Source organism: Deinococcus sp. QL22, assembly GCF_023370075.1.
Taxonomy (GTDB): domain Bacteria; phylum Deinococcota; class Deinococci; order Deinococcales; family Deinococcaceae; genus Deinococcus.
Genome location: NZ_CP097149.1, coordinates 898,379 through 923,347, shown reverse-complemented (window position 1 = coordinate 923,347; position 24,969 = coordinate 898,379). Strand labels below are relative to the sequence as shown.

At 61.0% G+C, this 24,969-nt stretch carries 23 protein-coding genes and 1 pseudogene; 14 read left to right on the top strand and 10 right to left on the bottom strand.

Translation table 11 applies throughout. The features are described from left to right. Window positions 1-90: 90 nt before the first annotated feature. The 5 genes from M1R55_RS04390 to M1R55_RS04370 form a co-directional block, all read right to left on the bottom strand. Window positions 91-1,014 carry a heme o synthase gene (locus M1R55_RS04390; protein WP_249393510.1) on the bottom strand — a complete coding sequence of 308 codons (924 nt, stop codon included), beginning with the start codon at window positions 1,012-1,014 and terminating at the stop codon, window positions 91-93. Further along, window positions 1,011-2,036 (bottom strand): heme A synthase, encoded by a 1,026-nt coding sequence (locus tag M1R55_RS04385; RefSeq protein WP_249393509.1) that lies wholly within the window; start codon window positions 2,034-2,036, stop codon window positions 1,011-1,013. The genes M1R55_RS04390 and M1R55_RS04385 overlap by 4 nt, the downstream gene beginning before the upstream one ends. A 248-nt stretch (window positions 2,037-2,284) precedes the next feature. Next, the gene (locus tag M1R55_RS04380; protein ID WP_249393508.1) at window positions 2,285-3,625 is read right to left on the bottom strand and encodes a bifunctional diguanylate cyclase/phosphodiesterase; all 1,341 of its coding nucleotides are present in this window, start codon (window positions 3,623-3,625) and stop codon (window positions 2,285-2,287) included. Between the two features lie 703 nt (window positions 3,626-4,328). Beyond that, the gene (locus M1R55_RS04375; protein ID WP_249393507.1) at window positions 4,329-5,822 is read right to left on the bottom strand and encodes a bifunctional diguanylate cyclase/phosphodiesterase; all 1,494 of its coding nucleotides are present in this window, start codon (window positions 5,820-5,822) and stop codon (window positions 4,329-4,331) included. Between the two features lie 15 nt (window positions 5,823-5,837). Beyond that, entirely contained in the window at window positions 5,838-6,245 is a 408-nt protein-coding gene (locus M1R55_RS04370) for a hypothetical protein (protein WP_249393506.1), read from the bottom strand. Window positions 6,246-6,348: 103 nt separating this feature from the next. Here M1R55_RS04370 and M1R55_RS04365 point away from each other — a divergent pair, with 103 nt between their 5' ends. Both M1R55_RS04365 and panB read left to right on the top strand, forming a co-directional pair. Further along, on the top strand, window positions 6,349-6,828 hold the full coding sequence (locus tag M1R55_RS04365; RefSeq protein WP_249393505.1) for a DUF420 domain-containing protein: 480 nt from the start codon (window positions 6,349-6,351) through the stop codon (window positions 6,826-6,828). Between the two features lie 186 nt (window positions 6,829-7,014). Then, window positions 7,015-7,836 (top strand): 3-methyl-2-oxobutanoate hydroxymethyltransferase, encoded by an 822-nt coding sequence (gene panB / locus M1R55_RS04360; RefSeq protein ID WP_249393504.1) that lies wholly within the window; start codon window positions 7,015-7,017, stop codon window positions 7,834-7,836. A 79-nt stretch (window positions 7,837-7,915) separates the two neighbouring features. On the opposite strand, the gene M1R55_RS04355 is transcribed toward panB, so the two are convergent. From M1R55_RS04355 to M1R55_RS04345, 3 genes are all read right to left on the bottom strand, one after another. Beyond that, window positions 7,916-8,809, bottom strand: a complete 894-nt coding sequence (locus tag M1R55_RS04355; RefSeq protein ID WP_249393503.1) for a hypothetical protein — start codon at window positions 8,807-8,809, stop codon at window positions 7,916-7,918. A gap of 145 nt (window positions 8,810-8,954) precedes the next feature. Next, window positions 8,955-10,448 carry a sigma 54-interacting transcriptional regulator gene (locus tag M1R55_RS04350; RefSeq protein ID WP_371827154.1) on the bottom strand — a complete coding sequence of 498 codons (1,494 nt, stop codon included), beginning with the start codon at window positions 10,446-10,448 and terminating at the stop codon, window positions 8,955-8,957. A gap of 100 nt (window positions 10,449-10,548) precedes the next feature. Continuing rightward, window positions 10,549-11,070: a hypothetical protein gene (locus M1R55_RS04345; protein ID WP_249393502.1), complete on the bottom strand. Its 522-nt coding sequence runs from the start codon at window positions 11,068-11,070 to the stop codon at window positions 10,549-10,551. A 43-nt stretch (window positions 11,071-11,113) separates the two neighbouring features. Here M1R55_RS04345 and M1R55_RS04340 point away from each other — a divergent pair, with 43 nt between their 5' ends. From M1R55_RS04340 to M1R55_RS04325, 4 genes are all read left to right on the top strand, one after another. Further along, a complete protein-coding gene (locus M1R55_RS04340) occupies window positions 11,114-11,560 on the top strand; it encodes a GNAT family N-acetyltransferase (RefSeq protein WP_249393501.1) in 447 nt (148 codons plus the stop codon). A 56-nt stretch (window positions 11,561-11,616) separates the two neighbouring features. Continuing rightward, on the top strand, window positions 11,617-12,111 hold the full coding sequence (locus tag M1R55_RS04335) for a hypothetical protein (RefSeq protein ID WP_249393500.1): 495 nt from the start codon (window positions 11,617-11,619) through the stop codon (window positions 12,109-12,111). A 70-nt stretch (window positions 12,112-12,181) separates the two neighbouring features. Further along, window positions 12,182-13,642 (top strand): Asp-tRNA(Asn)/Glu-tRNA(Gln) amidotransferase subunit GatB, encoded by a 1,461-nt coding sequence (gatB, locus tag M1R55_RS04330; protein WP_249393499.1) that lies wholly within the window; start codon window positions 12,182-12,184, stop codon window positions 13,640-13,642. 57 nt (window positions 13,643-13,699) lie between these two features. Next, window positions 13,700-14,440: a hypothetical protein gene (locus M1R55_RS04325; protein ID WP_249393498.1), complete on the top strand. Its 741-nt coding sequence runs from the start codon at window positions 13,700-13,702 to the stop codon at window positions 14,438-14,440. Window positions 14,441-14,449: 9 nt separating this feature from the next. Here the strand turns inward: M1R55_RS04325 and M1R55_RS04320 are convergent, their stop codons facing one another. Further along, complete coding sequence (locus M1R55_RS04320) at window positions 14,450-16,558, bottom strand: cation:proton antiporter (protein ID WP_249393497.1); 2,109 nt, start codon at window positions 16,556-16,558, stop codon at window positions 14,450-14,452. Between the two features lie 117 nt (window positions 16,559-16,675). On the opposite strand from M1R55_RS04320, the gene M1R55_RS04315 reads away from it, so the two are divergent. Both M1R55_RS04315 and mltG read left to right on the top strand, forming a co-directional pair. Continuing rightward, a complete protein-coding gene (locus M1R55_RS04315) occupies window positions 16,676-17,707 on the top strand; it encodes a carbohydrate kinase family protein (RefSeq protein WP_249393496.1) in 1,032 nt (343 codons plus the stop codon). Next, entirely contained in the window at window positions 17,704-18,726 is a 1,023-nt protein-coding gene (gene mltG / locus M1R55_RS04310; protein WP_249393495.1) for an endolytic transglycosylase MltG, read from the top strand. Before M1R55_RS04315 ends, mltG begins: the two co-directional genes overlap by 4 nt. 79 nt (window positions 18,727-18,805) lie before the next feature. On the opposite strand, the gene M1R55_RS04305 is transcribed toward mltG, so the two are convergent. Then, the gene (locus M1R55_RS04305; protein WP_249393494.1) at window positions 18,806-19,654 is read right to left on the bottom strand and encodes a hypothetical protein; all 849 of its coding nucleotides are present in this window, start codon (window positions 19,652-19,654) and stop codon (window positions 18,806-18,808) included. Between the two features lie 68 nt (window positions 19,655-19,722). Between M1R55_RS04305 and M1R55_RS04300 the strand changes: the two genes are divergently transcribed. The 6 genes and pseudogenes from M1R55_RS04300 to M1R55_RS04280 all read left to right on the top strand — a co-directional run bounded on the left by M1R55_RS04300 (window position 19,723) and on the right by M1R55_RS04280 (window position 24,910). Beyond that, window positions 19,723-20,133, top strand: coding sequence for a helix-hairpin-helix domain-containing protein (locus M1R55_RS04300; RefSeq protein ID WP_249393493.1), 411 nt, complete (start codon window positions 19,723-19,725; stop codon window positions 20,131-20,133). 239 nt (window positions 20,134-20,372) lie between these two features. Beyond that, window positions 20,373-21,125, top strand: coding sequence for a ComEC/Rec2 family competence protein (locus M1R55_RS31730; protein WP_256566010.1), 753 nt, complete (start codon window positions 20,373-20,375; stop codon window positions 21,123-21,125). 10 nt (window positions 21,126-21,135) lie between these two features. Next, a pseudogene (locus M1R55_RS04295) lies at window positions 21,136-21,582 on the top strand (ComEC/Rec2 family competence protein); the annotation flags it as partial. Between the two features lie 214 nt (window positions 21,583-21,796). After that, window positions 21,797-22,486: a ComEC/Rec2 family competence protein gene (locus tag M1R55_RS04290; protein ID WP_249393492.1), complete on the top strand. Its 690-nt coding sequence runs from the start codon at window positions 21,797-21,799 to the stop codon at window positions 22,484-22,486. Window positions 22,487-22,582: 96 nt separating this feature from the next. Next, window positions 22,583-23,575: a malate dehydrogenase gene (locus tag M1R55_RS04285; RefSeq protein ID WP_249393491.1), complete on the top strand. Its 993-nt coding sequence runs from the start codon at window positions 22,583-22,585 to the stop codon at window positions 23,573-23,575. A gap of 363 nt (window positions 23,576-23,938) precedes the next feature. Beyond that, complete coding sequence (locus M1R55_RS04280; RefSeq protein ID WP_249393490.1) at window positions 23,939-24,910, top strand: ferritin-like domain-containing protein; 972 nt, start codon at window positions 23,939-23,941, stop codon at window positions 24,908-24,910. Window positions 24,911-24,969: the final 59 nt, after the last annotated feature.

Genomic DNA, 24,969 nt, shown 5'->3' with positions numbered 1-24,969 from the left:
GGATAGGTTGTAGATGGTGGGGTGCGGACAGGCGAAAAGCGCAGGACAATCTTGCTGTCTGCGCTTTTTCCACTGACCAACCCCGGTTGTTCACAACAGGTGCGCGAACACCACCCGGTCTAGCGCTCCAGCCACAAACAGCAGCGCCAGATACAGCATGGAATACAGGTACAGCGGCACGGCCACGCGGCGTTCCACGGCGTTTCCGGCCATCACATGCTTGTACAGCACCCAAGACCGCTGAAGCAGCAGCCCGCCCAGCATGGCCGCCGAGATGAAGTAGATCGCGCCGACTTCACGGAAGAACACAGGCATCACCGACAGCACCACCGTATAGATGGCGTACAGACCGATCTGGGCCACCGTCAGCTTGTCGCCGTGAACCACCGGCAGCATCGGAATGCCTACCTCGCGGTATTCATCCTTGATCATCAGGGCCAGCGCCCAAAAATGCACGGGAGTCCAGAAGAAGATGATGGCGAACAGGAACCACGCGAACAGGTTCAGCTCTCCAGTCACGGCGGCCCAGCCCACCAGCGGCGGAAAGCACCCGGCGGCCCCGCCCAGCACGATGTTGTGCCAGGTGGTGCGCTTCAGCCACAGCGTATAGACCACCACGTAGGTCAGGAATCCGGCGAGGCTCATCCACGCGGCCAGCGGCGATCCCCAGACCCACAGCATCACGAACGACAGGACTTGCAGGGTGGTGCCGAAGATCGCGGCATTCTGAGCCGAAATCATGCCGCTCGTGACCGGGCGCTGGGCGGTGCGGGCCATCTTCAGGTCAATGTCGCGGTCAATGATCATGTTGAACACGCCTGCCGAACCCGCCGACATATAGCCTGCCACGCCCACCACCAGCATCAGCCACAGACCCGGCCAGCCCCGCGCCGCCATCACCATCGCGGTCAGGGTCGTCCACAGCAGCAGGCTGATGACCTTGGGTTTGGTCAGCGAGAGGTAATCGCGCCAGGTGGCACGGGCAGGGGCGGCAGAATCAGTTAGGGCAGTCACGCATTGCGTCCTTTGGGGGTGGTTCGGGCTGTGTCAGAGAGGGGAGAGAGGATGGGATTGGCAGCCGGAGACACACTCAGGGCAGTCAGGGCGCGGTAGGTCAGCATGACCGTTGCGAGCCACATGATGCAGGCCAGCAGCAGATGCGTCAGTTGCATCCAGCCGGGGGCTTTCAGGGAGATGTTGGCAAACCCGGCCACCATTTGCGCTCCCAGCAGGCCCCACAGCACCAGACTCCAGCGGTTGACCTCGGCGCTGGGCCGCACCCGCCGCAACAACAGGCCCAGCCACACCAGATAAGCACTGGTCAGGATGGCCAGCATCGGGTGAAGCACCCGCAGATTCTCGATGATGGTGGCCGTCGCCGCAAAATCACGTTTGACGGTAGAAATAGGCGTGCTGCCATCGGCGGGCAGGAACAACAGGTCGCCCAACGCGGTCACTGCACCTGCCGCGCCCAGCACCAGCAGCAGCCCCAGCCCCGCAAAGCTGGCCCAGCCTGCCGCGCCCTGCTTCCTGAGTTTCAGACGTGGCCCGCCAGAAGCCCAGAGTGCGGTCAGCAGTAACGCCCCCAGCAGCAAAAAGGTGTTGGCGAGGTGGATGCCCTGCACCAGTCCGCGTGCCGGGTCGGTGCTGTCGGCAGTGAGGCCCAACAGGACTTGCACGCCGCCCACCAGACCTTCCAGAATGATCAGGCCGAGGCTCAGCACAGCGCCCAACCGCGCTATATGGCCTTTGGGGGTGGCCCGGAACGCCAGCACGACCAGCGCGATCGCCAGAAGGCCACTCAGGCTGCTGGTGAGGCGGTGACTCAGTTCGATGATGGTATGGAGGGTGGGGTCTTGCGGCACGACCACGCCGTTGCACAGCGGCCAATGTTCGCCGCAGCCCGCGCCCGCGCCCGTAATGCGTACCACCGCGCCCCACAAGATCACCAGGATGTTGTAGGCCAGCGCCCCCCAGGCCAGCCGGGACAACCACGCGCCCGCTCCTGCGCGGGTAACTGTTAGGGTCTTGCTCATTCTTCCACCGTCCCTTTCGCGCCTTCTGGCCTGAGCCGTTGCTGATTCCAGTTCTTGGCCCCACGCGCTCATCGCCCGCTATTCTATGCGCCACCCCCGGTAGAAGATTGTCCCTCGCCCGCTGAGGCTTGGAGCATGGGTCAGAAGTCTTGTTCGTTTCTGACCGAACGGAGTGAATTTGAGAGGGCAGCTGGGAGAAGGGAAGGGGCAGAAGGTTTTTTCCCGACGCTGTAATTCGGACAACTGCTCTAGGGGGCGGTCGGGTGTGGGAGGCCAAAAGGGAGAGCCTCCAACAATAAAGCGTCGATCTGCTCAGGAGTATAGGGTTTGGAAAAAAAGTAGCCCTGCCCGAAATGGCAGCCCAAACGCTGCATCATCTCCAATTGTTCTCTGGTTTCTACGCCTTCTGCCGTCACTTTTAGGCTGGCAATGTCGCTTAGGCTCACGGTCGCCGTTACCATCTGCTGTGCGTATAGGTGTTTGGTTTCTGTGCCGATTACATTGGCTGTAAAACTTCTATCTATTTTTAGGGCCTGTATAGGTAAGGTTCGCAAACGATTGAGATTTGAATAACCCATTCCAAAGTCGTCTATGATGAGATCGACACCCATGTCGTTGATTTGTTGTAAAACCCGCTCTGTATGAGGATTCTCTTGCATCAAGACTGTCTCGGTCAACTCTAGAGCCAGTTGAGATGGCTTGATCTGGTATTCGGCCAAAGCATGGGCGAGTTCTTGTATAAAGTTGGTCTGTGACAACTGAAGGGCAGAAACGTTGACGCAGACCTGAATGCCATCCCAATGCAGGGCAAAGCGGCAACTCTGTTTAATAACCCATTGGCCCAAAGGAACGATCAAACCGAACTGCTCTGCCAGTGGGATGAATATTTCTGGCAAGACGAACCCCAGGGTTGGGTGCTGCCAGCGCATCAGCACTTCTAGTTTGCTTATCTTCCCACCATCGACATTATAGATAGGTTGAAAGAGAATAGAGATCTCGTTACGTTCTATAGCTCCATGCAGGTCATGAACCATTCGTTGTTGATCTTCCGTTGATCCATCATCTGTTGAATTATACCGCTTTAAACCATGCTTGCCGGATCTCTTAACTGCTAGCATGGCACTATCGGCATGACGCAGGAGTTCTTTGGGTTGTTGTGCGTCATCAGGATAGACACTGATGCCGATACTCAGGGTAAGGTGGATATGATTGAAATCTGGAGTTAGTCTTAGGCCCTCAGAATGCAGATGATCTGAGATGACACGACTGAAGTATTCGGCCTGCTCGCCACGATCGGAGGGTATAACCAGCACAAATTGATCCCCATTCAGTCTGGTGACGAGCATCTGAGATTTACTAGACTCAATAAATAGTTTGGCGACTCGTTTGAGAACCTCATCGCCTTGTTCATGTCCTAAGCTGTCATTTATTAGTTTGAAATTATCCAAATCTATGAAAATTATTGAACAGTTTCCATTGATATTGGCGAAAATGTAATCGCTCAAATATTTTTCTAAGTACCTTCGATTATGTAGTCCGGTCAGAAGGTCAATATATACAATGCTTTCTAGATGATTAAGCTTCTCCATTTGCTCCGAGTATATTTGCTTTTGTATAATATATCCCCTTGCGGCTAGAATAACAATCCATCCGGTAAGATTAAAATGCAGAAGAGATGTAATTGCAATCTCTATACTGCTGTCACCAATCCAGACTAATCCGTATATTAGACTAACCAGACTTATCGCGGACATAAAAAGGATAGACATGTTCCAATAATAGTGCTGAAGACTATTAAGCAAGAGAAAAGTTATGATAGGATAAACCCAAATAACAGATTCGGAGATTCCATACGGTAGATATTCCGGTGTTGAATAAATAAGCAGTAGAATTAATTTAGATACAGCAAAAATCATCGATGAACATGAAAATATAACATAGGGTGTCTCCCCACGCCACCTAAGGTACATTAATATCCCGCAGATTGAATGAATAATAAAAGCAGTAGTGAGAAGCGGAGTGTTGTAAGTATGATAACTGAGCGAATCTCTTGTCGTATATTCAGTAATAATAGTTGCCAATACAACAAACGGCATCATAATTACTAGAGCCCGTCGTCTCGACGTCGCTAGATCTTCTGTTACACTATGTCGGCTTTGAGAACTCAAATCCATAGTATCATCAAAATATAACTTACCCATAACGTCATTTAGACTTTGGGGTACAATCTGAAGAAACTGATAGTCATTAAGTTTCTGTCAGCCCAGAGCTTGTTCGCCTAGGCAGAGACTGTCAGAGCGTGACCCAGGTCGCCACAGGGGTGTGGAGCATGGACTCAAACTGCTCTGCATTGCATGGACGGGCCAGAAAGTAGCCTTGCCCGGTATGACAGCCGAGGGCACGAACGGTTTGCAACTGCTCGAAGGTCTCGATGCCCTCGGCGGTGACGTGCAGCCCCGCAATATCGCTGACCTGCACCACAGCATTGATCATGCCCTGGGCGTAGCGTTGGTCGAGTTCTGACCCGGCCAGATGCCTGGTAAAACTCTGATCCATCTTCAGTGTCTTGACGGGTAAGGTTCGCAGGCGGGCCAAATTGGAATACCCGATACCAAAATCGTCGATCGTCAGGCCCACGCCAGTTTTCTTCAGGCTACGCAGCGCTTCAAGCGTGTTGGAATTGTCTTCCATCAGGGTGGTTTCGGTCAGTTCCAACTCTAGGCGGCTGGCTGGTAAGGCATATTCGTGCAGGAGTTCAGTAATTTGTTGTGCGAAGTTTGCTTGAAGCGGCTGCAGAACAGAGACATTGACGCACAATATGACGTTAGGCCATAGACGGGCGTACCCGCAACTCTGCTGCAAGGCCCATAGTCCAAGCGCATTGATTAATCCGCTTTGTTCGGCCACTGGAATAAAGGCAGCAGGTGAAACCCAACCAAGGACAGGATGATGCCAGCGCATCAGCACCTCTGCTTTCACCAGTTCGCCTGTTTTGAGATCATACAAAGGCTGGAACACCAAAGAGATCTCTTGCCGGCTTAGGGCCCCTGCCAACTCGCGGGCCAATTCCTGCCGGTATTCCGTTTCGGCGTCGTCGGCGGGATTATAGCGGCGAACATTTTGTTTCCCGTTGCGCTTGACGGCGAACATGGCACTGTCCGCATGACGCAGGAGTTCTTCGCTCGTCAGGCCATCTTCAGGGTAAACACTGATGCCGATGCTGAGTGTCAGGCGGAAGGGCTTGAATTCTGCCCCCAATTCGAGTCCATCGGCCTGAAGATGTTTGAGAATTTGACGGCCTATAAGTTCGGCCTCTGCCCCGGAGGTCTCTGGCAACACCACCACAAACCCATCTCCGTTCATGCGAGTGACCACTGCTTGTAGCCCACAGGACTTCAGGAGCAGCTGGGCCACCTGCTTTAGTAACTCATCGCCCTTCGTATGTCCTAGGGTATCATTTACCAGTTTAAAGCTATCAAGGTCGATAAAAAGCAGCGAGAGAATATTGGAGTTGGGAGTTTCTAAAAAGTCTTGCAAATAATGATTCAAATAACGCCTGTTTCGCAGGTTGGTCAGAATATCGGTATAGACGATCCTTTCAAGAGTTGTCATTCTGGTCACATGTTCCGTATGCATTTCCTTTCTCAACATGTATCCTTTAGAACCCGTCAGAATAATCCAGCCGACGGAATTGAGTTGTGTAAGAGCAACAAGGTTTGAAGTGGCATTGGCACTATCTAAATTGCTTAAAGCGTAAAATAGACTAATAAGTGATAGAACAGACATCAGGCCCAATGAGTATTACCAGTAAAAAATAAGTGTGCTATTGATTAGGGCAAAAACGATAACTGCGTAAAGCCAGATCATGCCCTCTATAAGGCCTAAAGAAAAGTCACTTCCCTCTGCGAACATGATAAGAGCAGTAAGTTTTGAAATTAGGAAAAAACTACATGCCAACGGCATAGATACATAGGGCAATTCGTTTCCAGGATACAAGCGAACACCACACCAGGACAGTAAAAACCAGACGACGATGGTTGAATAGATTGGTGTGTTATAGGCATGGTAGCTCAAACCATCATTGGTTAAGACGATAGTTACAATGGAAAGCAGGCAGACAACAGGCAGGACAATGCTCATGGCGAGCCGTCTGGCACGGGCCAGGCTGTCTATCAGGGCGAGTTGCGTTTGCCTGGCGCTATCTGGCATCTGGTCAAGTATAGCTGACCTACGTAGTCATTTTAAACCAAGACCACCTTCTAGCCCCCCCCGGACACTCGCCCCGGCCCCTTGCGTCTATAGTCCGGGCAATATGGCGGAAACTATCAACCAGTGGGCGGTCATTACCATCGTCCTCAGCGGCATCGCGCTTTGCTTTGGCGTGTTCTTTATTCGCAATCAAAACCGCGAAGCACATATGCGGGCCATGATCCTGGCCAGCAGCTTTGCCACCATTTTTCTGGTGCTGTACCTGACCCGCCTTGGCCTCGGCTACGAAAAGAGGTATGCAGGCCCCGACACCTGGCGCACGGCCTATTACGTGCTGCTGATCAGTCACATTATTCTGGCGACCCTGAATCTGCCGCTGGCGGTGGGCGCACTCTGGAACGCCTATAAGGGGCTGAAGGCCGCCAAAAATCTGAGCAATATCGACGCACCCGCCGCCCGTGGATTCTTCAACAAACACCGGGCCTGGGTGCGCTGGACAGTTCCGGTCTGGCTGTATGTGGCGGTCACGGGCTGGATCATTTATCTGGTACTGGGGCGCTACGGCGAGGTGATCAAGGGGTAGGGGGCGTTTAGGCGGCATAAGTCTAAAGGTGCGGCGTCTAAGGGTCTAAAAGTCGAGGGTCTAAGGTGCCAGGGCGGGGGCGATGCTGTGTGCGGCAGCTTCACGCCCCAGTCTTTAGCTGTTCTCAGACCCTTAGACCCTCGACCCTTAGACCGCTTTTGGCCCGCGTCCTGCTACCGTAATCCCATGAAACGCAGCGTGCCCGAACTGATGACCGCCGCCGAACCCCTGGTGATGGTCACGGCCTACGACTATCCCGGTGGTATTCACGCCGAGCGGGGCGGGGCCGACCTGATTCTGGTGGGCGACTCGCTGGGCAACGTGGTGCTGGGCTACGACTCCACCGCGCCCGTGACCTTAAGCGACATGATTCACCACGCCCGCGCCGTGCGCCGGGGGGCGCAGAACACCTTTCTGGTCGTCGATTTGCCCTTTGGCACGTACCACACCGGAGTCACCGACGCGATGCGGGCCGCCGTGCGCGTGATTCAGGAAACGGGGGCCGACGCCGTGAAGATGGAAGGGGCCACCCCCGAAGTGCTGGACGTGGTGCGTGTGCTGTCTCGGAACGGGATTCCGGTGATGGGACACGTGGGCCTGATGCCCCAGACCGCCACCGCGCAGGGCGGCTTGAAGGTGCAGGGCAAAGACGAGGAAAGCGCCCGCCGCACGGTAGATGGCGCACAGGCCTTACAGGATGCCGGAGCCTTCGCGGTGGTGCTGGAAGCCATTCCTGCTCGGTTGGCCCGCCTGATTACCGAACGTCTGACCGTGCCCACCATCGGCATTGGCGCGGGCGTGTACTGCAAAGGACAGGTGTTGGTGTACCACGACCTTCTGGGCCTGTACGAGGGCGACGAAAAGAAACTCGCCAAACGGTATGCCGAACTGGGCCGGGACGCCCGCGAAGCTATTGCCGCCTACGCCGCCGAAGTCCGCGCCGGGCAATTTCCGACCAAAGAGCAGAGCTTTGTGATGAAGGACGATGTGCTGGGCAAGTTGTATTAGGAGTGATGGGGCGTGTGGGCTGTGGGAAGGAGTTTGAAGTCGTTCTCCTACAACCTATAGCCGACCTCCTACCACCCGATCAGACCCCGCAGCCCCATTCCAGCACCTTCGCCATTCCCCGGTTTCCCGCGCCGCTTTGCCAGACCGTCGTGCCCTCGCCCTCATGTACGTAGTCGTCTACCAGCACTTCCATCCGGCCGTCGCCGTTCAGATCGGCCACTGCGCCTATGCGCTGGGTCAACATTTCTGGGAAGGTACCGGGGGCCGGAGCGGTTTTGAAGATTCGCTTGCCCAACACACTGGTTTTGACACCGCCCGGCAACGATTCGCGCACCAGCACCAGCGAGTACTGTCCTGCACGTTCGGCGTACCCGCCGTTCATGACGCCTTCCCCAAACGTCACCGGATCGCTGGCGGCCACCATCAGAATGTCGTCCCGTCCATTGCCGTCCAGATCGGTGCGGAGCAGTTGCACGAGGCGCGGTGTAGCGGTCAGGCCCCATTTTTTCAGTTCGGCAGAGACGATAGCCAAATAGGGGGCGCTGTTGAGTGGCAAGGCTGTAATGATGCGCGGCACGGGGTTCCACGGTGCACTCAGAGCATGGGCCGGAAACACAGTTTTGACGGTGGTCAGGTAGCGGGTTTCGCGCACCCAATCGCAGGGATCGTTGGTTTCGATCCGCCCGCCGACAGTGGCCGTCCCCAATTTGCCCGTTGGCCCCAGCACAGTTGCTTTCACCGTCGTCCCGATCTGTTGGTGTGCCAGTGGCCCCAACGACTCACCGGGCGTCCAGCGGCGAGCAGTAGCGGGGCCGTCCAGCGTGCCGACTACCGCAGCCGTGTTCTCTACCAGTCGGAACAAAATGGCGCGGGGAGCGGTGGTCGGCGGCGTTGTGGCGGGCGTGCCCTGACCCAGAGCCGCGGCAGCGAAAAGGGCGGTCAGCAGAGAGGTAGGGCGGCGAAAGTCGGGCATGGCGAAACCTCCGGGGCAGGGTAGATGCCCTATCCTACTTGCCCCGTTGGATGGCAAAGCGAAATCCCCGCCGCGCACAACATTCCTTTGCAGGGACGCTGTGTACGGCGGGGGGACTTAAAAGGTCAGGACAGTTGAGTTGTGCTCAGTTCCAGCGTCCGCCCCGCTGCTGACGGGTTTCCTGTTCTGGTGCGGCGTAGGTTTCTTCGGCCCGGCTCAGTTTCTTGCGGCCATACAGGCCTTCCAAAATGAATTCGGCGGCACTGACCCGCACGGCGTCGCTGTTGCTGTCGGCAATTTCTACGGCAAGGTCACGCAGGCCGGGCACCTGTGCGGTGGCTTTCATGCCAGCAGCGGGGTCGCCGCCCTGAGGAAAGCGGAACACGTTGCCGTCTTCAAACCACTTTTCCAGGTCGCGGGTATCGGCGCTGGCGTGGCGGCGGGCGTACACGGCTCCGGCGGCCTTGCGGATCACGTCGCGGGCCACCTGATCGGCCCCCTTCATCTCGCCCTCGTATTCCAGTTCCATCTTGCCCGTAATGGCGGGAAGTCCCGCGTACACGTCGCTGACCCGCACCACAGGTTGGCCATCTCCGGTCAGGCTGCGGCGTTCGGCGTTGGCGCTCGCCACTTCCATCAGGCTGATCGGCAGGCGCTGAGACACGCCCGAAAGCTTGTCCACGCGGCCATCTTCGCGGGCCTGAAAGGCGATTTCCTCAATCAGTTCGGCCATAAATCCGGGCACGGTCACGTCCTCGCCGCGTACCGCTTCCTGCTCCGTGATGTTCATGCCGAGGCGCACATCGGTGGGGTAGTGGGTGCGGATTTCGCTGCCGATGCGGTCTTTCAGGGGCGTGACGATTTTGCCGCGTGCCGTGTAGTCTTCCGGGTTGGCGGAAAACACCAGCATCACGTCCAGTTCAAGGCGGATGGGGTAGCCTTTGATCTGTACGTCGCCTTCCTGAAGGATGTTGAACAGCGCGACCTGCACTTTGGGCGCAAGATCGGCCAATTCGTTTACGGCAAAAATTCCCCGGTTGGCGCGGGGCAGCAGGCCAAAGTGCATGGAGCGCACGTCGCCCAGGCTGGTGCCGAGGCGGGCGGCCTTGATGGGGTCTACGTCGCCGATCAGGTCGGCCACTGTCACATCGGGCGTGGCGAGTTTTTCTACGTAGCGGTCAGCACGGGGCAGCCAGCGAATCGGCAAGTCCAGCCCGTGCGCTTCCAGCAGGGCGCGGCCTTCTGCACCCACTGGGTTCAGGGGATCGTCGGGCATTTCCACGCCCGAAATCACGGGAACAAAGTCATCCATCAGGCCCGTGATGGCCCGCAGAATCCGGCTCTTGGCCTGTCCGCGCAGTCCCAGCAAAATAAAGTTCTGGCGGGCCAGCAGCGCGTTCACCAGTTGGGGAATCACGGTGTCGTCGTAGCCCACCACGCCGGGAAACAGGTCTTCGCCCGTTCGCAGCTTCAGCATCAGGTTGCCACGTACCTCGTCGTGGACGGTGCGACGCACCCCATCAAACGGAGTGCGGCCCAAATAAGCGGGCGTCTGGAGCAGTTCTTTCAGCGTCTGCGCTGCGGGAGTCTGAATTGCCGTGTCTTGCGCCATCCCTGCCGTCGTGTGGGGTGCAGTCATGTTGGCCGGAAGGTATCACGCACCCCCGGCGCGGAATGTGCGGCTTGCTGGAGAATCTGGCCTTGTGGCTCAGGCTGCGCCGCTCAGGAGGCCTTGTCGCTTACGAGGTTGAGGCAGACGACGAAGCCGCGTTGCTGCTTTCCTGCGCCTGATGATCTTCGAGCGCTTTGTAGGCACACACGGCGCTCAGGGCGGCCAGTAAGACCGGAGCCGTGCCAAAGCTCATCTCCACATCTTTGCCGTCCAGTACGCCGCCAATGCGTCCACTGAGGCTGGCACCGCTGGCGTTCAGCCTGACATCTTTCCCCATGATTCGCCCCGAAAAGCGCCCATAAATCTGCGAACCGTCGAAGGTCAATTCCACACTGTCGCCTTCAATTCGCCCGCCCAGACGCACATCCATGCGGTTGGTCGAGAGTTCGCCATTGGCATCGAAGCCGTCAAAATGCCCGCCGATGCGTCCATCTACGCGCTCACGTTGCAAGGTCAGGCGAATATCCTTGCCCTCAAAGCGCCCGCCGATGCGCCCATGCAGTTCTGAGCCGTTCCATTCGGCCTGGACGTCATAGCCTTGTGTCAGGCCGCCAATGCGTCCCTTGATCTGCACTCGTTGCTCCGTCATGCCGGTAGTTTGACATGACCCCGCGAATTGCTAGCCTCTGCCCATGCTCCGTGCCGCCACGCCTGCCGACGCCCTTACCTTTGCCCTGCACCGTTACCCCGCCGGTGGCGACGCGCAGGAGCGGCCGAGTCATGCCGCGTGGGTAGAAGAGGCCATGCAGAACGGCAAGTATCTGAGATTCTTGACTGTGGGGAATGGGGGAACCGTCATCTCCGGCGCGGGCCTGACCCTGTTGGAATGGGGGCCGACGCGGGGCGATCCGCAGTCATTTCGGGGCCGAATTGTGAATGTCTGGACGCAACCCGATCACCGCAGGCAGGGCCACGCCCGCGCCGCCATGCTGGCCTGCCTTGCCGCCGCCCGGAGCCGGGGCATCTCACGCATCAGCCTCGGCACCACGCCAGAAGCCCGCGCCCTGTACGAGTCGTTGGGCTCCCGGGCAAGGAGCAGCGAACTGAACTTGACCTTGGCCATCAACAAAGACAGCTAAAGGCGTGCCTTCATTTCTTGAGCATGAATGGAGGAGGCCGCCCCTACTCTCAGGGGATGAAGAACATTTTGCTGACCGCTGTGCTGCTGGTGCCAATGCTGGCTTTGCCCCGCGCACAGGCCGACGACCTGACCTGTTCCGGCACCATCAGTGGGCGCAGCATAGACGGCAATGTGCAGGTGAGGCAGGGCGCGTCCTGCACGCTGGTCAACACGCGAGTCGACGGCGATGTCAAGGTGTCACGCGGCGGCAGTCTCATTCTCAAAAATACCCAGGTGGAAGGCAACGTGGAGTCTGATGACGGATTCGTGCGTATCTCTGTGCAGGGCAGCGTCATTGACGGCAATATCGAGGCTCAGCGGGGACGCGACGTACTGGTTGGGGACACCCGTGTGGGCGGCAACATCGAACTGGAACGCAATACAGGTGCCCTGACCGTATCGCGCGTGACGGTAGACGGCAACCTGAAGTGTGAGCGCAACGCCCGCACCCCGCAGGGCGGCTCCAACCGGGTAGGCGGCAACCGCGAAGGCCAGTGCAGCCGCCTGTAACCCACGCCCTCACACCTGCCCAGCCTAGTGGCCCGGTTCACCCGTAGCCCCGCGCTATCCTGCGGCTCATATGTCTCAGCAGTCGAGTTCTCAGGGGTCGGGCTACCAAACAGTGATCGGGTTAGAGGTGCATTTGCAGTTGCGGACGCGCACCAAGATCTTTACGGCGTGTCCTGCCGACTACCACGGCGCGGGGCCGAACGAATTCACCGACCCGATGGTGCTGGGCCTGCCCGGTGCGCTGCCGACCCTCAACCGCGAGGCCGTGGAACTGGGCATGATGTTCGGCCTCGGCATGAACTGCGACGTGTCGGGCTTTACTCAGTTTCACCGCAAAAACTACTTTTATCCGGATTCGCCCAAGAATTTTCAGTTGTCGCAATATGACCGCCCGATTGCGCGGGACGGCTATCTGGACGTAGAAGGCGGGCGTGTGCGGATTACCCGCGCCCACCTGGAGGACGATGCGGGCAAGCTGATGCACCCCACCTACGCGCCCTACAGCCTGCTGGATCTGAACCGCGCTGGCTCGGCCCTCATAGAAATGGTCACGGAGGCCGACATCACCGGGCCGGAGCAGGCCCGCGCCTTCCTGGAAGCGGTGCAGGCCATCGCGCAGGCCCTCGGCGTTTCGGACGCCACGCCGGAAGAGGGCAAGATGCGCTGCGACGTGAACATCAGCGTGCACAAGCTGGGAACGCCCTGGGGCACCAAGGTTGAGGTGAAGAACCTGAACTCGTTTCGCAGCGTGGCCCGCGCCATAGATTACGAGGCGGCGCGTCAGGCCCGCGTGCTGGACGGCGGCGGCAGCATTACGCAGGACACGCTGGGCTGGGATGAGGGTGGCCAGAAAACCTTCCTGATGAGAACCAAGGAGGGCGAGGCCGATTACCGCTACTTCCCCGAACCCGATCTGCCCCCGCTGGACATCACGCCGGAATGGATCGAACGTGTGCGGGCGCGGATGCCCGAACTGCCCGCGCAGAAGCGGGCGCGGTATGTGGCAGCGGGCGTGCGCGAGGCCGACGCCGACACCCTGAGCTTGGACGTGAACCTCAGCCGTTTTTATGACGAAGCGTTGGCCGAAGTTCCCGCACCAGATGCCCCAGCGCCAGACGCACAGCGCCTCTCCAACTGGCTGCTGACCGAGGTGACCGGATTCCTCGCCGCCAGTGAGCGGGGCATCCGGGACACGGCACTTCAGCCCGCGCATCTGGCCGCCCTCGTGCGCCTGATCGACGCCGGAACCATCAGCGGCAAAATTGCCAAAGACCTGCTGCCCGACGTGATGGCGGGCCAAAGCCCTGAGACGCTGGTGCAGGAGCGCGGGCTGATGGTGGTCACCGACACCGGAGCCATCGACGCCGCCATCGACGCCGCCATGACTGCCAATCCCAAAGCCGTGGAACAGTTTCGCGCCGGAAACGCCAAAGCTGCCAACGCCCTGTTCGGCCCCGTCATGAAGGCGATGGGCGGGCAGGCCAAACCCGAAGTCGTGCGCGACCAACTGCTGAAAAAGCTGGCGGAATGAGCACCAAGAGGATTCACCAGCTTTCAATTCTCACAACTCACACTCCACCCTCCAATCATGGCTGACGAAATGAAGGCTCCCACTCCCAAAGCCGTGCCAAACGCCGATGCTCCCCGATGGCGTTCGCTGGCGCTGGCGGCGCTGTGGGTGCAGGTCGCCTCTCTGTTCGGGCTGGTGGCGTATGTGCTGTGGCGCGGCAACGCGGCGGGTGGACTGGATGAACTGGTCTGGCTCAGCGCCTTCGATTCTTTTTTGGCTGCACTGGTCATGTGGTGGTGGACAGCTACCTTTGCCCGCGTGACGCTGGGGCAGGCCATTTCGACTGAACCCTTGCCGGGGCCAGATGCGCCGGGGGCAGGGCAACTCCGGGCGCTGCGGGCTACCTTTCCTTGGCTCACGGCGCTCCGGTTGTCGCTGTGGTTTCTGACCGTGCTGAGCGTCGTCAACACCTCATCTTCGGAGGCCAATCCGGTGGCCCTGACTGCACTGCTGACCGTGTGGGGCGCGGCCATTTTTGCCAGTAATGCCATGTACGGCAGCCTCGCTCGGTTGGCGACCAACCCCGCCGATCCAGTCGGACGCGAACGGCTGCTGGGCTGGCTGAACCTGTCGGCGGCCCTCGGCGTCGCCATGACTGTGGTCAATGTCGTGCCCACCGCCGGATTCAGCTCTACGCCCAACCTCACCAGCCAGTTGGTTTATGGGGTGATAGGCCTGCTGGACGTGGCGGCCACACTCTTGGCATTCCGGGCGCTCCAGACCATGCCTACGGAGAACGCAGCCCCACAGGCACGCTAAGCAGTCACGCTATTTCGTCCAGCCGTGTTCAAAACAGTAGGCCCATGTTTCGCCCGGTTCGGCACTCCTGATCACCGGGTGATCTTGGGTGCGGGCGTGGCGCGTGGCGTGTTTGTTTTTGCTGGAATCGCAACAGCCCACGTGCCCGCAGGTCATGCAGGTTCGTAAATGCACCCAAGTATCTCCGCTGGCGATGCACTCTAAACAGGCATCGGCTTCGGGCGTGATGGGGCCAGCGTTGGCGTGGGCGTGGTCGCACTGCGCCTGCTGCTCGGCGCTCAGAGACACGGCGGGACGGTCTGCCAGATGGCGGGCAATCTCGGCCCGCGTCAGGTGTTCGGAGGTCAGCAGATCCAGCAGCCCGGCGGCAATCTCGCGGCGCGGGGTCAGCACATGGCGTGCGCCCAATGCCTGCAACTGCATCAGGGCGGCAGGCGTGTCGGCGTGCGTCAAAATGTCCAGATCGGGGGCCACCGTGCGGGCCACACTCACGGCGCGTTCGGTCATTTCGGGGTCGTCGTCGGCAATGACCAGTGCGCGGGCCGACGCCAGATTCAGTTCCCGCAGCAGGCCAGCGCGGGTATAGTCGGCAATCAGTACCGGAGCGCCGCGCCCGGTCAGTTCGCTGGCTCCGTCCGGGCTACGGGTAATGACCGAATACGGCAATCCAGCGCGGCTGAGGGCGCGGGCGGCCAAGCGGGCATGCGGCCCGTATCCGGCAAACACGACCCGTCCGGCCACAGGGAGCGCGGAATGGGCCTCGGCTTCGGCGGGTGGGGCGGCAGTGTGAGCCGCCACAGCTTCACGTTTTTTGCCCCCCGGCCATCTGGCTCCTGCGGTTGCCAGTGGCCCCGCCAATGCCGCCACCGCTGGGGTCAGGCCCATCAGCAGGACGGTGGCGGCAATAAAAATCTGGGTGCCGCGCTCGCCCAGTCCGGCAAAGCTGAGGCCCAACGCCTGCCCAGTGCCCGCCAGCACGAAGGAAAATTCTCCGACCTGCGCGGTCAGCAGCGCCACCGGAAGGGCAATGGCCGCGCGTTCGCCCAGCAGCCGCACGCTGGCTCCGGTCACCAACGCCTTCAGCACAGCCATCAGCAGCACCACGCCCAACACGGTAGGGAGGTTGCGAATCAGGAACCCCAAATCCAGTTGCAGTCCCACCGACAGGAAAAACGCCGCGCTGAACAGGATTTGCAGCGGCAAGATTTCGCCCAATGCCTGCATACCGTACCGGCTTTCGCTGACCAACAGGCCCGCCAAGAATGCCCCCAACGCAAGGCTCACCCCAGCCGCCGCCGTGAGGCTGGCCGTGCCAAAGCACAGCGCCACCACTGTCAGCAAAAAAATTTCATTGCTACAGGTGCGGGCCACCACTTCCATGATCGGCGGCACCAGTCGTCGGGCGGCCACCAGCACAAACACGATGATGCCCGCCGCTTTGGCGAGGGCCAGCGCTACGCCTGCCACGCCGCCGCCCTGTCCGGCCAGCATGGGCACCAGCAACACCATCAGTACCACCGCCAGATCCTGAAAAATTAGGATGCCCAGCGCCACCTGCCCGGTGCGTGCGCCCGTTTGCCCCCGCTCGGCCAGCACCCGCATCACGATGGCGGTGCTGGACAGGGCGATCAGGCAGCCCGTAAACACGGCGCTTTGCCAGCCCACGCCAAAGGCCGCCAGCGCCCCGGTCACAGCGGCCACCGTGAGGCCCACTTGCAGGCCGCCGCCCAAAAAAATCAGGCGGGAAATGCGTTGCAGCCGCTCCAGGCTGAATTCTATGCCGATGGTAAACAGCAGCAGCATCACGCCCACTTCGGATGCCGCCGCGATCAATTCCTGATCCCGAATCAGGCCCAGCGCCCCCGGCCCGGCCAGCACGCCCGCCACCAAAAACCCGATGATGGGAATCAGGCCGAGGCGGAACGACAGGTAGGCCGCCAGCGCCGATACGCCCAGCAGGAGGGTCAGTTGCAGTAGGAAAGCGGGCGGGCCAGTGTGGGCGGCGTCGCCCGCAGCGTGCGCGGCTTCGGCCCCGGCCCAGCCATCCAAGCTCCAGCCGCCCAAGGTCACCCCAGCACAGGCCACTCCCGCCACAATCCAACACCACACGCGCCACATGGCGTCAGAATGGCACAGTGGGTCAGTTTTTTGCGGGGCGGCGCCCTCTGTACTGACTCACCGATGAAGGCTCAGAACGCAGCATCACGGCTTCTACACGGTATGCTTCCCGCATTCATGACGCACTCTTCTTCCTCCTCTGCGCCCGGTCTGCTTGCCACTGGGCGCGGCCCCCTCGTTTCCCTGGGCGACCTCGCTTGGGATGTGCTGGCCAAACCCGACACCATCTTGCAGCCGGGCGGCGACACCACGGGCCGCATGGAACTGCTCGGCGGCGGCAGCGCGGCGAATGTGGCAGTGTGGGCTCGGCGGGCCGGATATCCCAGCACGTTCGTGGGCAAAATTGGCCGCGACCGGTTTGGAGAACTGGCGACCGCCGACCTTGAAGCCGAGGGTGTGCAGGCCGAACTGACCCTCAGCAGCCACCACCGCACCGGCGTTATTTTGGCCCTGATCGACCAGCGCGGCCAGCGGGCCATGCTGACCGGGCAGGGGGCAGACTGGGAACTGTTGCCGGAAGAACTGCCCCGCGATGTGCTGACCGGGGCGGGTCACCTGCACCTGACCGCCTGGAGCCTGTTCCGCGATCCGCCGCGTGCAGCGGCTTTAGAGGCGGCGCGATTGGCAAAAGCCGCCGGAGCCACGCTGAGCCTCGACCCCGGCAGCTTTCAGATGATTCAGCAGATGGGCCGCGAGAACTTTCTGGAAATCGTGGACAACATTCCCTTCGACATCATTTTCCCCAACGACGACGAGGCCCGCGCCATGAGCCACGAGAGCGACCCCGAACGGGCGATAGCTTGGCTCAGACACCGCTACCCGAATGCGCTGGTGGTGGTGAAATTGGATGAAGAAGGCGCGCTGCTGGACGGCCCCACCCAGCCCCGAACCCGCGTGGCCGCCACCCGCGATCATCTGCTGGACGCCACCGGCGCGGGCGACAGCTTTGGCGGCGCATTCCTGGCCGGATGGCTGGCACACGGTGACGCGGTGCGGGCCGCCGAACTTGGGGCGCAGGTGGGCGGCTGGGTGGTGTCGCGCTTTGGGGCGAGGCCGCCCGCCGACGCCGAACTCAGGGCGCGGCTGGCCTCGGTGGGCATTCTCGCTCCGGTGGCTGTGTCTGCAGCTCCTGCGGCGGTGACGCCATGACCCGCCTCGGCAAGCGAAAAACGCCCGTGTGGGTGTGGCTGCTGCTGGCCGCCGTGCTGCTGCTGCTCCTGGCGGCGGGGGGCGCGTTCCTGTACCTCCGCAGCCTGCTCGCGCCTGCGGGCGGCGCGGCCTACACGCTGGAAGTCAAACCCGGCGACAGCCTGCCGCGCATTGCCCGCACCCTGCAAGACAAAGGCATCATCAAAAACGCCGAAGCCCTGCGCTTCGTGATGCGTCAGGACGGCACGGCGGGCAGCCTGAAAGAAGGTTTTTATGACCTGAACGGCACCCTGACTGTGCAGCAAGTGGCCGACAAATTGGCTGGCCCCGCCCGCATTCCCACCGTCAATGTCACCATTCCCGAAGGGCGGCGTATCAAGGACTTGCCGGCCATTTTTGCCAAAGCAGGCTTTGACGCTGCGGCGATTCGGGCCGAACTGAACAACGCGGCGCTGAGTCCCTACGCCAACACCAATCTGGAGGGCTTTGTGTTTCCGGCCACCTACGAACTGCGGCCCAAAGAGACGCCTCGCAAGATCGTGCAAATGCTGGTGGCCCGCATGAACGACGAATTTACGCCCGCCAACGTCGCCAAAGCCAAAGCGCTGGGCCTCAGTGTGCGCGACTGGGTCATTCTGGGCAGCATGGTGCAGGCCGAAGCCGCCAACAACGCCGAAATGCCCATCATCGCCGGAGTGTTCCTGAACCGCCTCCGCGACGGCATTGCGCTGGGCAGCGACCCGACCGTCGCATACGGCCTCGGCAAAGACCTGCCCGAACTAGACCGCAGCGCCGGAGACTTTACCAAAGACACGCCCTACAGCACCTACACGCGCCAGGGGTTGCCTGCTGGCCCGATCAACAACCCCGGTCAGGCCGCGCTGCTGTCTGTCCTCAGCCCCAACCGCAAGCTCCCCGATGGCCGCGACGCCGTGTACTTTTTGCACGGACTGGACGGCAAGATTTACGTGAACGCGGATTATCAGGCCCATCTGCGGGACATCGCACGGTATAGGTAAACGCTTTCAGATCGGATGAAAAATAGAATTGGAGAGAAAGACTCGTTTGGCCCTGTACTTCAAGAGCCGAACGAGTCTTCTACTTCCGCAGCCCCTTCAGCAGCGGCCCCCGTTCCTTCAACGCCTTCTGAAACGCCTGCGCGTCGTTCATGGGCGCGGCGGCCTTGACTGGACTGGACTGCGCTGAACTTGATGGGGTAGGGGCTGAGGCCCGTGCAGACTGTCCGGGCAGATTCTTGACGCCCAGTTTTTCTCCTCCAGCTCCGGCAAAGCGGCGGGCGCGGAACATGCCGGGATGCTCTTCAAAAATGGCGGTGGTGCCATCGGGTAGGCCTGCAAGGTGGGCGGCAAAGAGGCGTTCCTGTGCAAGTTCGGCGTGGGCTGCGCCTGTGCCCAGCTCGCCCAACAAGCGGTCTATCAGCGCAAACACGCGGGCGGCGTAGGTGTCCACTTCCTCGCGGCGGGGCAAATACCCCCTATGAATTACCCGGTTGCGGAAGTCTGCGCCGAGGGCTTTGGTGGTCAGGAAGTCCGGTTCGCGGCCCTCACGCAGCAGGTAGGCCAGCGCCATCATGCCCACCTGCCGCTCGGACTGGCTAGACACATGCCGCCAGGTGGATTCCAGAATGCCCGCCGCGCCGTCAAAGTCGGTCTGGCCCTGCAGCGCAGCGCGTTCCAGGGCAAACGAGCGCACATAGAATTCAAAAAAGCGTTCCAGTGCGGCGGCAAAGCTGGCCACCGCTTCACGGGCGTAGCCGTCCATCAGGGCGCGGGTGCCCAGATCAAACAGCACTTCAAACTTCTGCTTGCGAACGAACACGCAAAAGCGGTTGGCGCAGTGCGGGCAGGTCACGTCATGCACGGCGCTGTCGGTAAATTCCACCTGCACTTCACGCTGGCAATGGGGGCACACGGCGGGAAAACGCATGGCCGGAGTGTAGCGGCCCGCCGGGGCAAGCGGTGTGACCACCCGGTTGCTTACGGTAGATTGCTCCTGTGAATAGCTGGATAGGCACCCTGTGGCAAGCGGCAGATTCGGAACGGAAATGGGCCCTGGCGTTGGCAGCGGGTGTGCTGCTCCTCGGCGGGCTGACGCTGGGGCCAGCGCTGTTTCCATCGCCGCGAGTGCCCACCATCACGCGCCAGGTTCTGCCTCTGGTTGCTGCCGCGCCGAGTGCCGAGCCACCGGTTTATCCCCGCACCGCCAGCGTGCAGCCCCTGATTTCGGGCCGCCTGAATCTGAACACCGCCTCCTCCGAGCAACTGGAAGCCCTGCCCAAAGTGGGGCCGAGCATGGCCGCCCTGATCATTGCGGCCCGCCCACTGCGCTCTATTGCTGATCTGGACGCCATAAAAGGCGTAGGCGAAAGCACCTTGAAAGCCCTCACGCCGCTGGTCTCGTTTTGACGGGTGCTGGGTTGACGGGCTCTCTGGTAGCTGAGCGCTGATGGCTGTTCCCCTTCAACCGCACGAGGTGGTGACCGGACGCCATGCCGAGAAAGGAGTTTTTGCTCCCCGGCGTCCTCAACCCCGTGCTGTGCCCAAATTTCCCACTGCCCCCAACGGTGGGCGCTTGGCGTGGACGGTTCCTGCCGTGCTGGGTGTGATGGGCGGCATTCTGCTGGGGCTGGGCATCGGCTGGGGCGGTGTTGGCTGGGTTGCTCTTGGCATGGTCAGATGCTCGCCCACTGTTGCTGGCGGGAGCGTTGCTGGGCGGCGTGGCAGGCTTCGGCTCGGTGCGCTTGCAGGCGGCCCAACCCGACCCCATGACCCCCTGGATCGGCGCACATGTCACGCTGACCGACGACTGGGACGGCCAATTCCTGACCCTGCACGACCCCCGTGCGCGGCTGGCGGTGGCCCCCAAACCCGGCATTCCCACAGGCCGCGTCACGCTCAGCGGGCGACTGGTGCGTCCCGATGGGCGGCGCATTCCCGGCGGATTCGATCAGGCGGCGTGGCTGCGCTCGCAGGGCGGGCTGTTTTTGCCCACGCCGACGGCCATTCTGGTGGCGGCCCGCGTGCGCTCCAGCACCCCCGAAAACGGTCTGCGCGGGTGGTTCCGGCGCGGCCTGATCACGGGCCTCGGCCAACGCGAAGCGGCGCTGATGCAGGCCATAGAACTCGGAGACCGCAACGACATCGGGCAGGAGAAGTTTGCGGAAGGCTACGGTGTCCGAGACGCCTTTAACCGCGCTGGGCTGGCGCACCTGATGGCTTTATCGGGCCAGAATGTCGCCCTGATTACGGGCGTGTTGATCTGGCTCCTCACGCGGGCGGGTGTGCCGAACCTGTGGCGCTACCTTGCCCCGCGCTGTTGCTGGTGCCGTATCTGGTGCAGTTGGTGGGGTTTTCGCCTAGCATCACGCGGGCCGTCATCATGGGCTTCGCGGTCATGATCGGGCTGCGGTGGGGCGCGGCAAACCCGACGGGCTGGGCATCACGGCATTCGCGGCGCTGGCCTGCCTGCTGCCTTTTCCCATGTGGCTGCTGGATGTGGGCTTTCAGTTGTCGTTCCTGGCGGTGCTGGCCCTGCTGCTGTCGGGCAAAGTGGCTGAATTGTTGCCTCCCAAATGGCCCAGATGGGTACGGCTGGCACTTGTCGCTACCGTGCTGGCCGAACTGGGTACGCTCCCCATCATTGCCAGTACCTTTGGGCAAATTCCGCTGGTGGGCCTGCCTGCCAACCTGCTGGCAGTGGCGGTCATGGTGGTGCTGGTGCCGCTGGGTTTTCTGGCGGGATTGCTCGGCCCAGCCGCGTTTCTTGTCAACTGGCTGGTGTCTATTTTTGCCAACATGCTGCTCCTGATTGCTGAAACCTTTGGCCGCGCCCCGGTGCTGAGTTGGGGCACGGTCAGCGCCGCCAGATACGTGGCTTACGCACTGGCGGCAGGGGCGGGCGCGCTGTGGCTGAGGGGCCGAATCCGTGCGCCTACCGCACTGGGCACGGTGCTGGCCTGCATGGTGCTCACCGCGTTGCCGCCGCGCCTGAATCCACCCCGCGAACTCGTGTTTTTGGGTCTGCCAAGGGGATTCCACCCTGATTCGTCTGCCTGGATTCACGGCGTTGGTGGATTCAGGCGGCAGCGTCAATTCCGACTACGACGTGGGAGAGCGCACGGTGGTCCCGGCGTTGCGTGCGCTGGGCGTGCGGAAGCTGGATCTGGTCATCGCCACTCACGCCGACACCGACCACATCGAGGGCATTTCCGGCGTGCTGCGCGGCCTGCCTGTGGGGGAACTGTGGGTGGGCCACCTCAAAACCGATGACCCCATGCTGACGACGGTGCTGCTGACTGCCCGCGAACGCCGCGTGCCGGTACGCGAAGTCCGGCGCGGCGACCAACTGAAAGTGTCGGGTCTGACCCTGAACGTGCTGTGGCCGGTGGGTAAGGTCTGGAGTACCGAGGACAACGACAATTCTGTGGCGGTCACGCTGGAGTCTCAGGGTTGGCGCACCGCTCTTTTGGGTGACCTGGCTGACCCCGCCGAAGCCCTGATCGGAGCGGGCAAACTGGACTTGCTGAAGGCCGCGCACCACGGCAGCCGCTTTTCCAGCGGAGAGGCGGTACTGGCCCAAACCCGCCCCAAAGACGTGCTGATCAGCGTGGGGCGTAACACCTACGGCCATCCTCATCCGGCGGTGCTGGCCCGAATTGAGGCGGTGGGGCAAAGGTGTGGCGCACGGATACGCAGGGCACGGTGCGCTGGCCCTTGCCCTAGCGGGCGGCGCGACGCGGGATGTGGGAGAGCAGCTTGACCTTGAGTTTTTCTGACAACCCACACCCTCTGGCCCACAACCGACACCCGCCGCGTTATTGTTGGTCAGACTTCAATCTTTCAGGAGGATTTACCCATGACTACCAAACCACCCATTCGCGTTGCCGTGACTGGCGCAGCCGGACAGATCGGCTACAGCCTGCTGTTCCGCATCGCTTCCGGCGACATGCTGGGCAAAGACCAGCCCGTTATTCTGCACCTGCTGGAAATCACACCCGCCCTGAAAGCCCTCAACGGCGTCGTGATGGAACTCCGCGACTGCGCCTTCCCGCTGCTGGCCGATATCGTGACCAGCGACGATCCGATGGTGGCCTTCAAAGACATCGACTACGCCCTGCTGGTGGGCGCGATGCCCCGCAAAGCTGGCATGGAACGCGGCGACCTGCTGAGCGCCAACGGCGGCATCTTCAAACCTCAAGGCGAGGCGCTGAACGCCGTCGCCAGCCGGGATGTGAAGGTGCTGGTGGTGGGCAACCCCGCCAACACCAACGCCCTGATCGCCCAGCAAAATGCCCCCGACCTGAACCCCGGACAGTTCACGGCGATGGTGCGCCTCGATCACAACCGCGCCATCTCGCAATTGGCCCAGCAGACCGGCAAGCCCGTGAGCAGCATCCAGAACCTGACCATCTGGGGCAATCACTCCAGCACCCAGTATCCCGACCTGAGCGCGGCCACCGTGGACGGCCAGCCCGCCCTCGATCTGGTAGAGCGCGACTGGTATGAGAACAGCTACATTTCTACCGTTGCCAAGCGCGGCGCGGCCATCATCGAAGCACGCGGCCTGAGCAGCGCGGCCAGTGCGGCCAGCGCCGCCATCGACCATATGCGCGATTGGGCGCTGGGCACGGCGGAAGGCCAGTGGGTCAGCATGGGCATTCCCAGCGACGGCAGCTACGGCATTCCCGAAGGCCTGATCTACGGCTTCCCCGTGACCTGCAAGAACGGCCAGTACGAAATCGTGCAGGGCCTGGAAGTCAGCGAGTTCAGCCGGGGCAAAATGGACGCTACCGCGCAGGAACTGACTGAGGAACGCGACGAAGTACGGAAACTGGGCCTCGTCAAGTAAGGTTCAACAGGCAACAACCTAATCAAGACAATTCGGATCAGAGGGGAAGCGGGGCACTAGCCTTGCTTCCCTTTTTCATTCCCCCAAAGGCCAACCTCAAGCGATTGCGCTTCGTCTCTAAGTCATCCAACACAGAAAGTCTTCGTCGAACTTCCAAGGAGTGAATTTATCTACAACTTCATGCCCTGTTAATACACTCTGGGCCAGTGATCCAATCTCCGTGCATCGGCATACAAGCAAGTCAAAGGGACGCTTCACCAGATCGAGACCGCTGCTGTTTGCGGGTTGCCCCGTCCTTTGGCTGCCTGCGCCTGCTGCCCCGCCCTTGCCCCCATTCATTTTTCTGTGCCCGGAGGATTCACCATGAGCAACGACACCACTAAGCCCGCCAACAGCCGCCGTCAATTCCTCGGAGCCGCTGGCCTGATGGGAGCAGGCGCACTGATCGCCGGATGCGCCCCCGTGATCGCCGCCCCCCCCGTCAAGGCCAACCTCGACGCCACCATCTTCAACTTCGCGCTGAACCTTGAGTACCTGGAAGCGGCGTTCTACCTCGCTGCCGTGGGCCGCTTGAGTGAGCTGACTACGGCAGGCGGCGACGCAAGCAAGGTCACCCTGCCCGCCGGAATGACCGGCAACACGGTCATGCCTGGGCTGACGGGCGACACCCTTGCTATCGTCCAGGAAATTGCCCAGGACGAACTGGCGCACGTCAAGGTTATCCGCGCTGTCCTGGGCGCTGCTGCTGTCTCGCAGCCCCAGCTCAACCTCTCCACCTCGTTCAGCACTGCCGCCGATCTGGCCAGTGGCGGCAAGCTCAAGGGATTCAACCCCTACGCTAACCCGCTGTACTTCCTGCACGGGGCGTTCGTCTTCGAGGACGTGGGCGTGACCGCCTACAAGGGCGCTGCCCGTCTGCTGGTTGACGACAAGCCTGCCGGCAACCTGGAGAATGCCGCTGGCATCCTGGCCGTCGAGGCCTACCACGCCGGCACGATCCGCACCCTTTTGTACCAGCAGAGGGCGGTCAGCGACGCCACGCTCACCGCTGGCCTGACCGTCGCCCAGATCGTGCAGGCGATCAGCAACCTCCGCGACAGTGTGGACGGCGCCGACGACCGCGATCAGGGCATCGTGGGCGGCGTGGGCAACCCCGACTTCGTGTCCACCACGGCGGCTAACATCGTGCCGACCGATGTGAACGGTATCGCTTATAGCCGCACGCCCCGTCAGGTGGCGAACATCGTGCAGCTCAACGCTGACGCCAAGAACGAAACCTTCAGCTTCTTCCCCAACGGCCTCAGCGGCAACTACAGCGCCATTCTCGCCCTGTAAACCCGGCCTCAGAGCAAGTGCCCCCATCCAATTTGGACTGGGGGCGCTTTTTGTTGTCT

Coding starts and splice junctions, on each gene's coding strand:
- M1R55_RS04335 (WP_249393500.1), top strand. CDS start 11,617: ATGAAGAACATTTTGCTGACCGCTGTGCTGCTGGTGCCAATGCTGGCT.
- M1R55_RS04305 (WP_249393494.1), bottom strand. CDS start 19,654: ATGCGTTTTCCCGCCGTGTGCCCCCATTGCCAGCGTGAAGTGCAGGTG.
- panB (WP_249393504.1), top strand. CDS start 7,015: ATGAAACGCAGCGTGCCCGAACTGATGACCGCCGCCGAACCCCTGGTG.
- M1R55_RS04320 (WP_249393497.1), bottom strand. CDS start 16,558: ATGTGGCGCGTGTGGTGTTGGATTGTGGCGGGAGTGGCCTGTGCTGGG.
- M1R55_RS04350 (WP_371827154.1), bottom strand. CDS start 10,448: ATGACTGCACCCCACACGACGGCAGGGATGGCGCAAGACACGGCAATT.
- M1R55_RS04280 (WP_249393490.1), top strand. CDS start 23,939: ATGAGCAACGACACCACTAAGCCCGCCAACAGCCGCCGTCAATTCCTC.
- M1R55_RS04365 (WP_249393505.1), top strand. CDS start 6,349: ATGGCGGAAACTATCAACCAGTGGGCGGTCATTACCATCGTCCTCAGC.
- M1R55_RS04375 (WP_249393507.1), bottom strand. CDS start 5,822: ATGTCTGTTCTATCACTTATTAGTCTATTTTACGCTTTAAGCAATTTA.
- M1R55_RS04345 (WP_249393502.1), bottom strand. CDS start 11,070: ATGACGGAGCAACGAGTGCAGATCAAGGGACGCATTGGCGGCCTGACA.
- mltG (WP_249393495.1), top strand. CDS start 17,704: ATGACCCGCCTCGGCAAGCGAAAAACGCCCGTGTGGGTGTGGCTGCTG.
- M1R55_RS04315 (WP_249393496.1), top strand. CDS start 16,676: ATGACGCACTCTTCTTCCTCCTCTGCGCCCGGTCTGCTTGCCACTGGG.
- gatB (WP_249393499.1), top strand. CDS start 12,182: ATGTCTCAGCAGTCGAGTTCTCAGGGGTCGGGCTACCAAACAGTGATC.
- M1R55_RS04370 (WP_249393506.1), bottom strand. CDS start 6,245: ATGCCAGATAGCGCCAGGCAAACGCAACTCGCCCTGATAGACAGCCTG.
- M1R55_RS04380 (WP_249393508.1), bottom strand. CDS start 3,625: ATGGAGAAGCTTAATCATCTAGAAAGCATTGTATATATTGACCTTCTG.
- M1R55_RS04285 (WP_249393491.1), top strand. CDS start 22,583: ATGACTACCAAACCACCCATTCGCGTTGCCGTGACTGGCGCAGCCGGA.
- M1R55_RS04340 (WP_249393501.1), top strand. CDS start 11,114: ATGCTCCGTGCCGCCACGCCTGCCGACGCCCTTACCTTTGCCCTGCAC.
- M1R55_RS04325 (WP_249393498.1), top strand. CDS start 13,700: ATGGCTGACGAAATGAAGGCTCCCACTCCCAAAGCCGTGCCAAACGCC.
- M1R55_RS04355 (WP_249393503.1), bottom strand. CDS start 8,809: ATGCCCGACTTTCGCCGCCCTACCTCTCTGCTGACCGCCCTTTTCGCT.
- M1R55_RS04385 (WP_249393509.1), bottom strand. CDS start 2,036: ATGAGCAAGACCCTAACAGTTACCCGCGCAGGAGCGGGCGCGTGGTTG.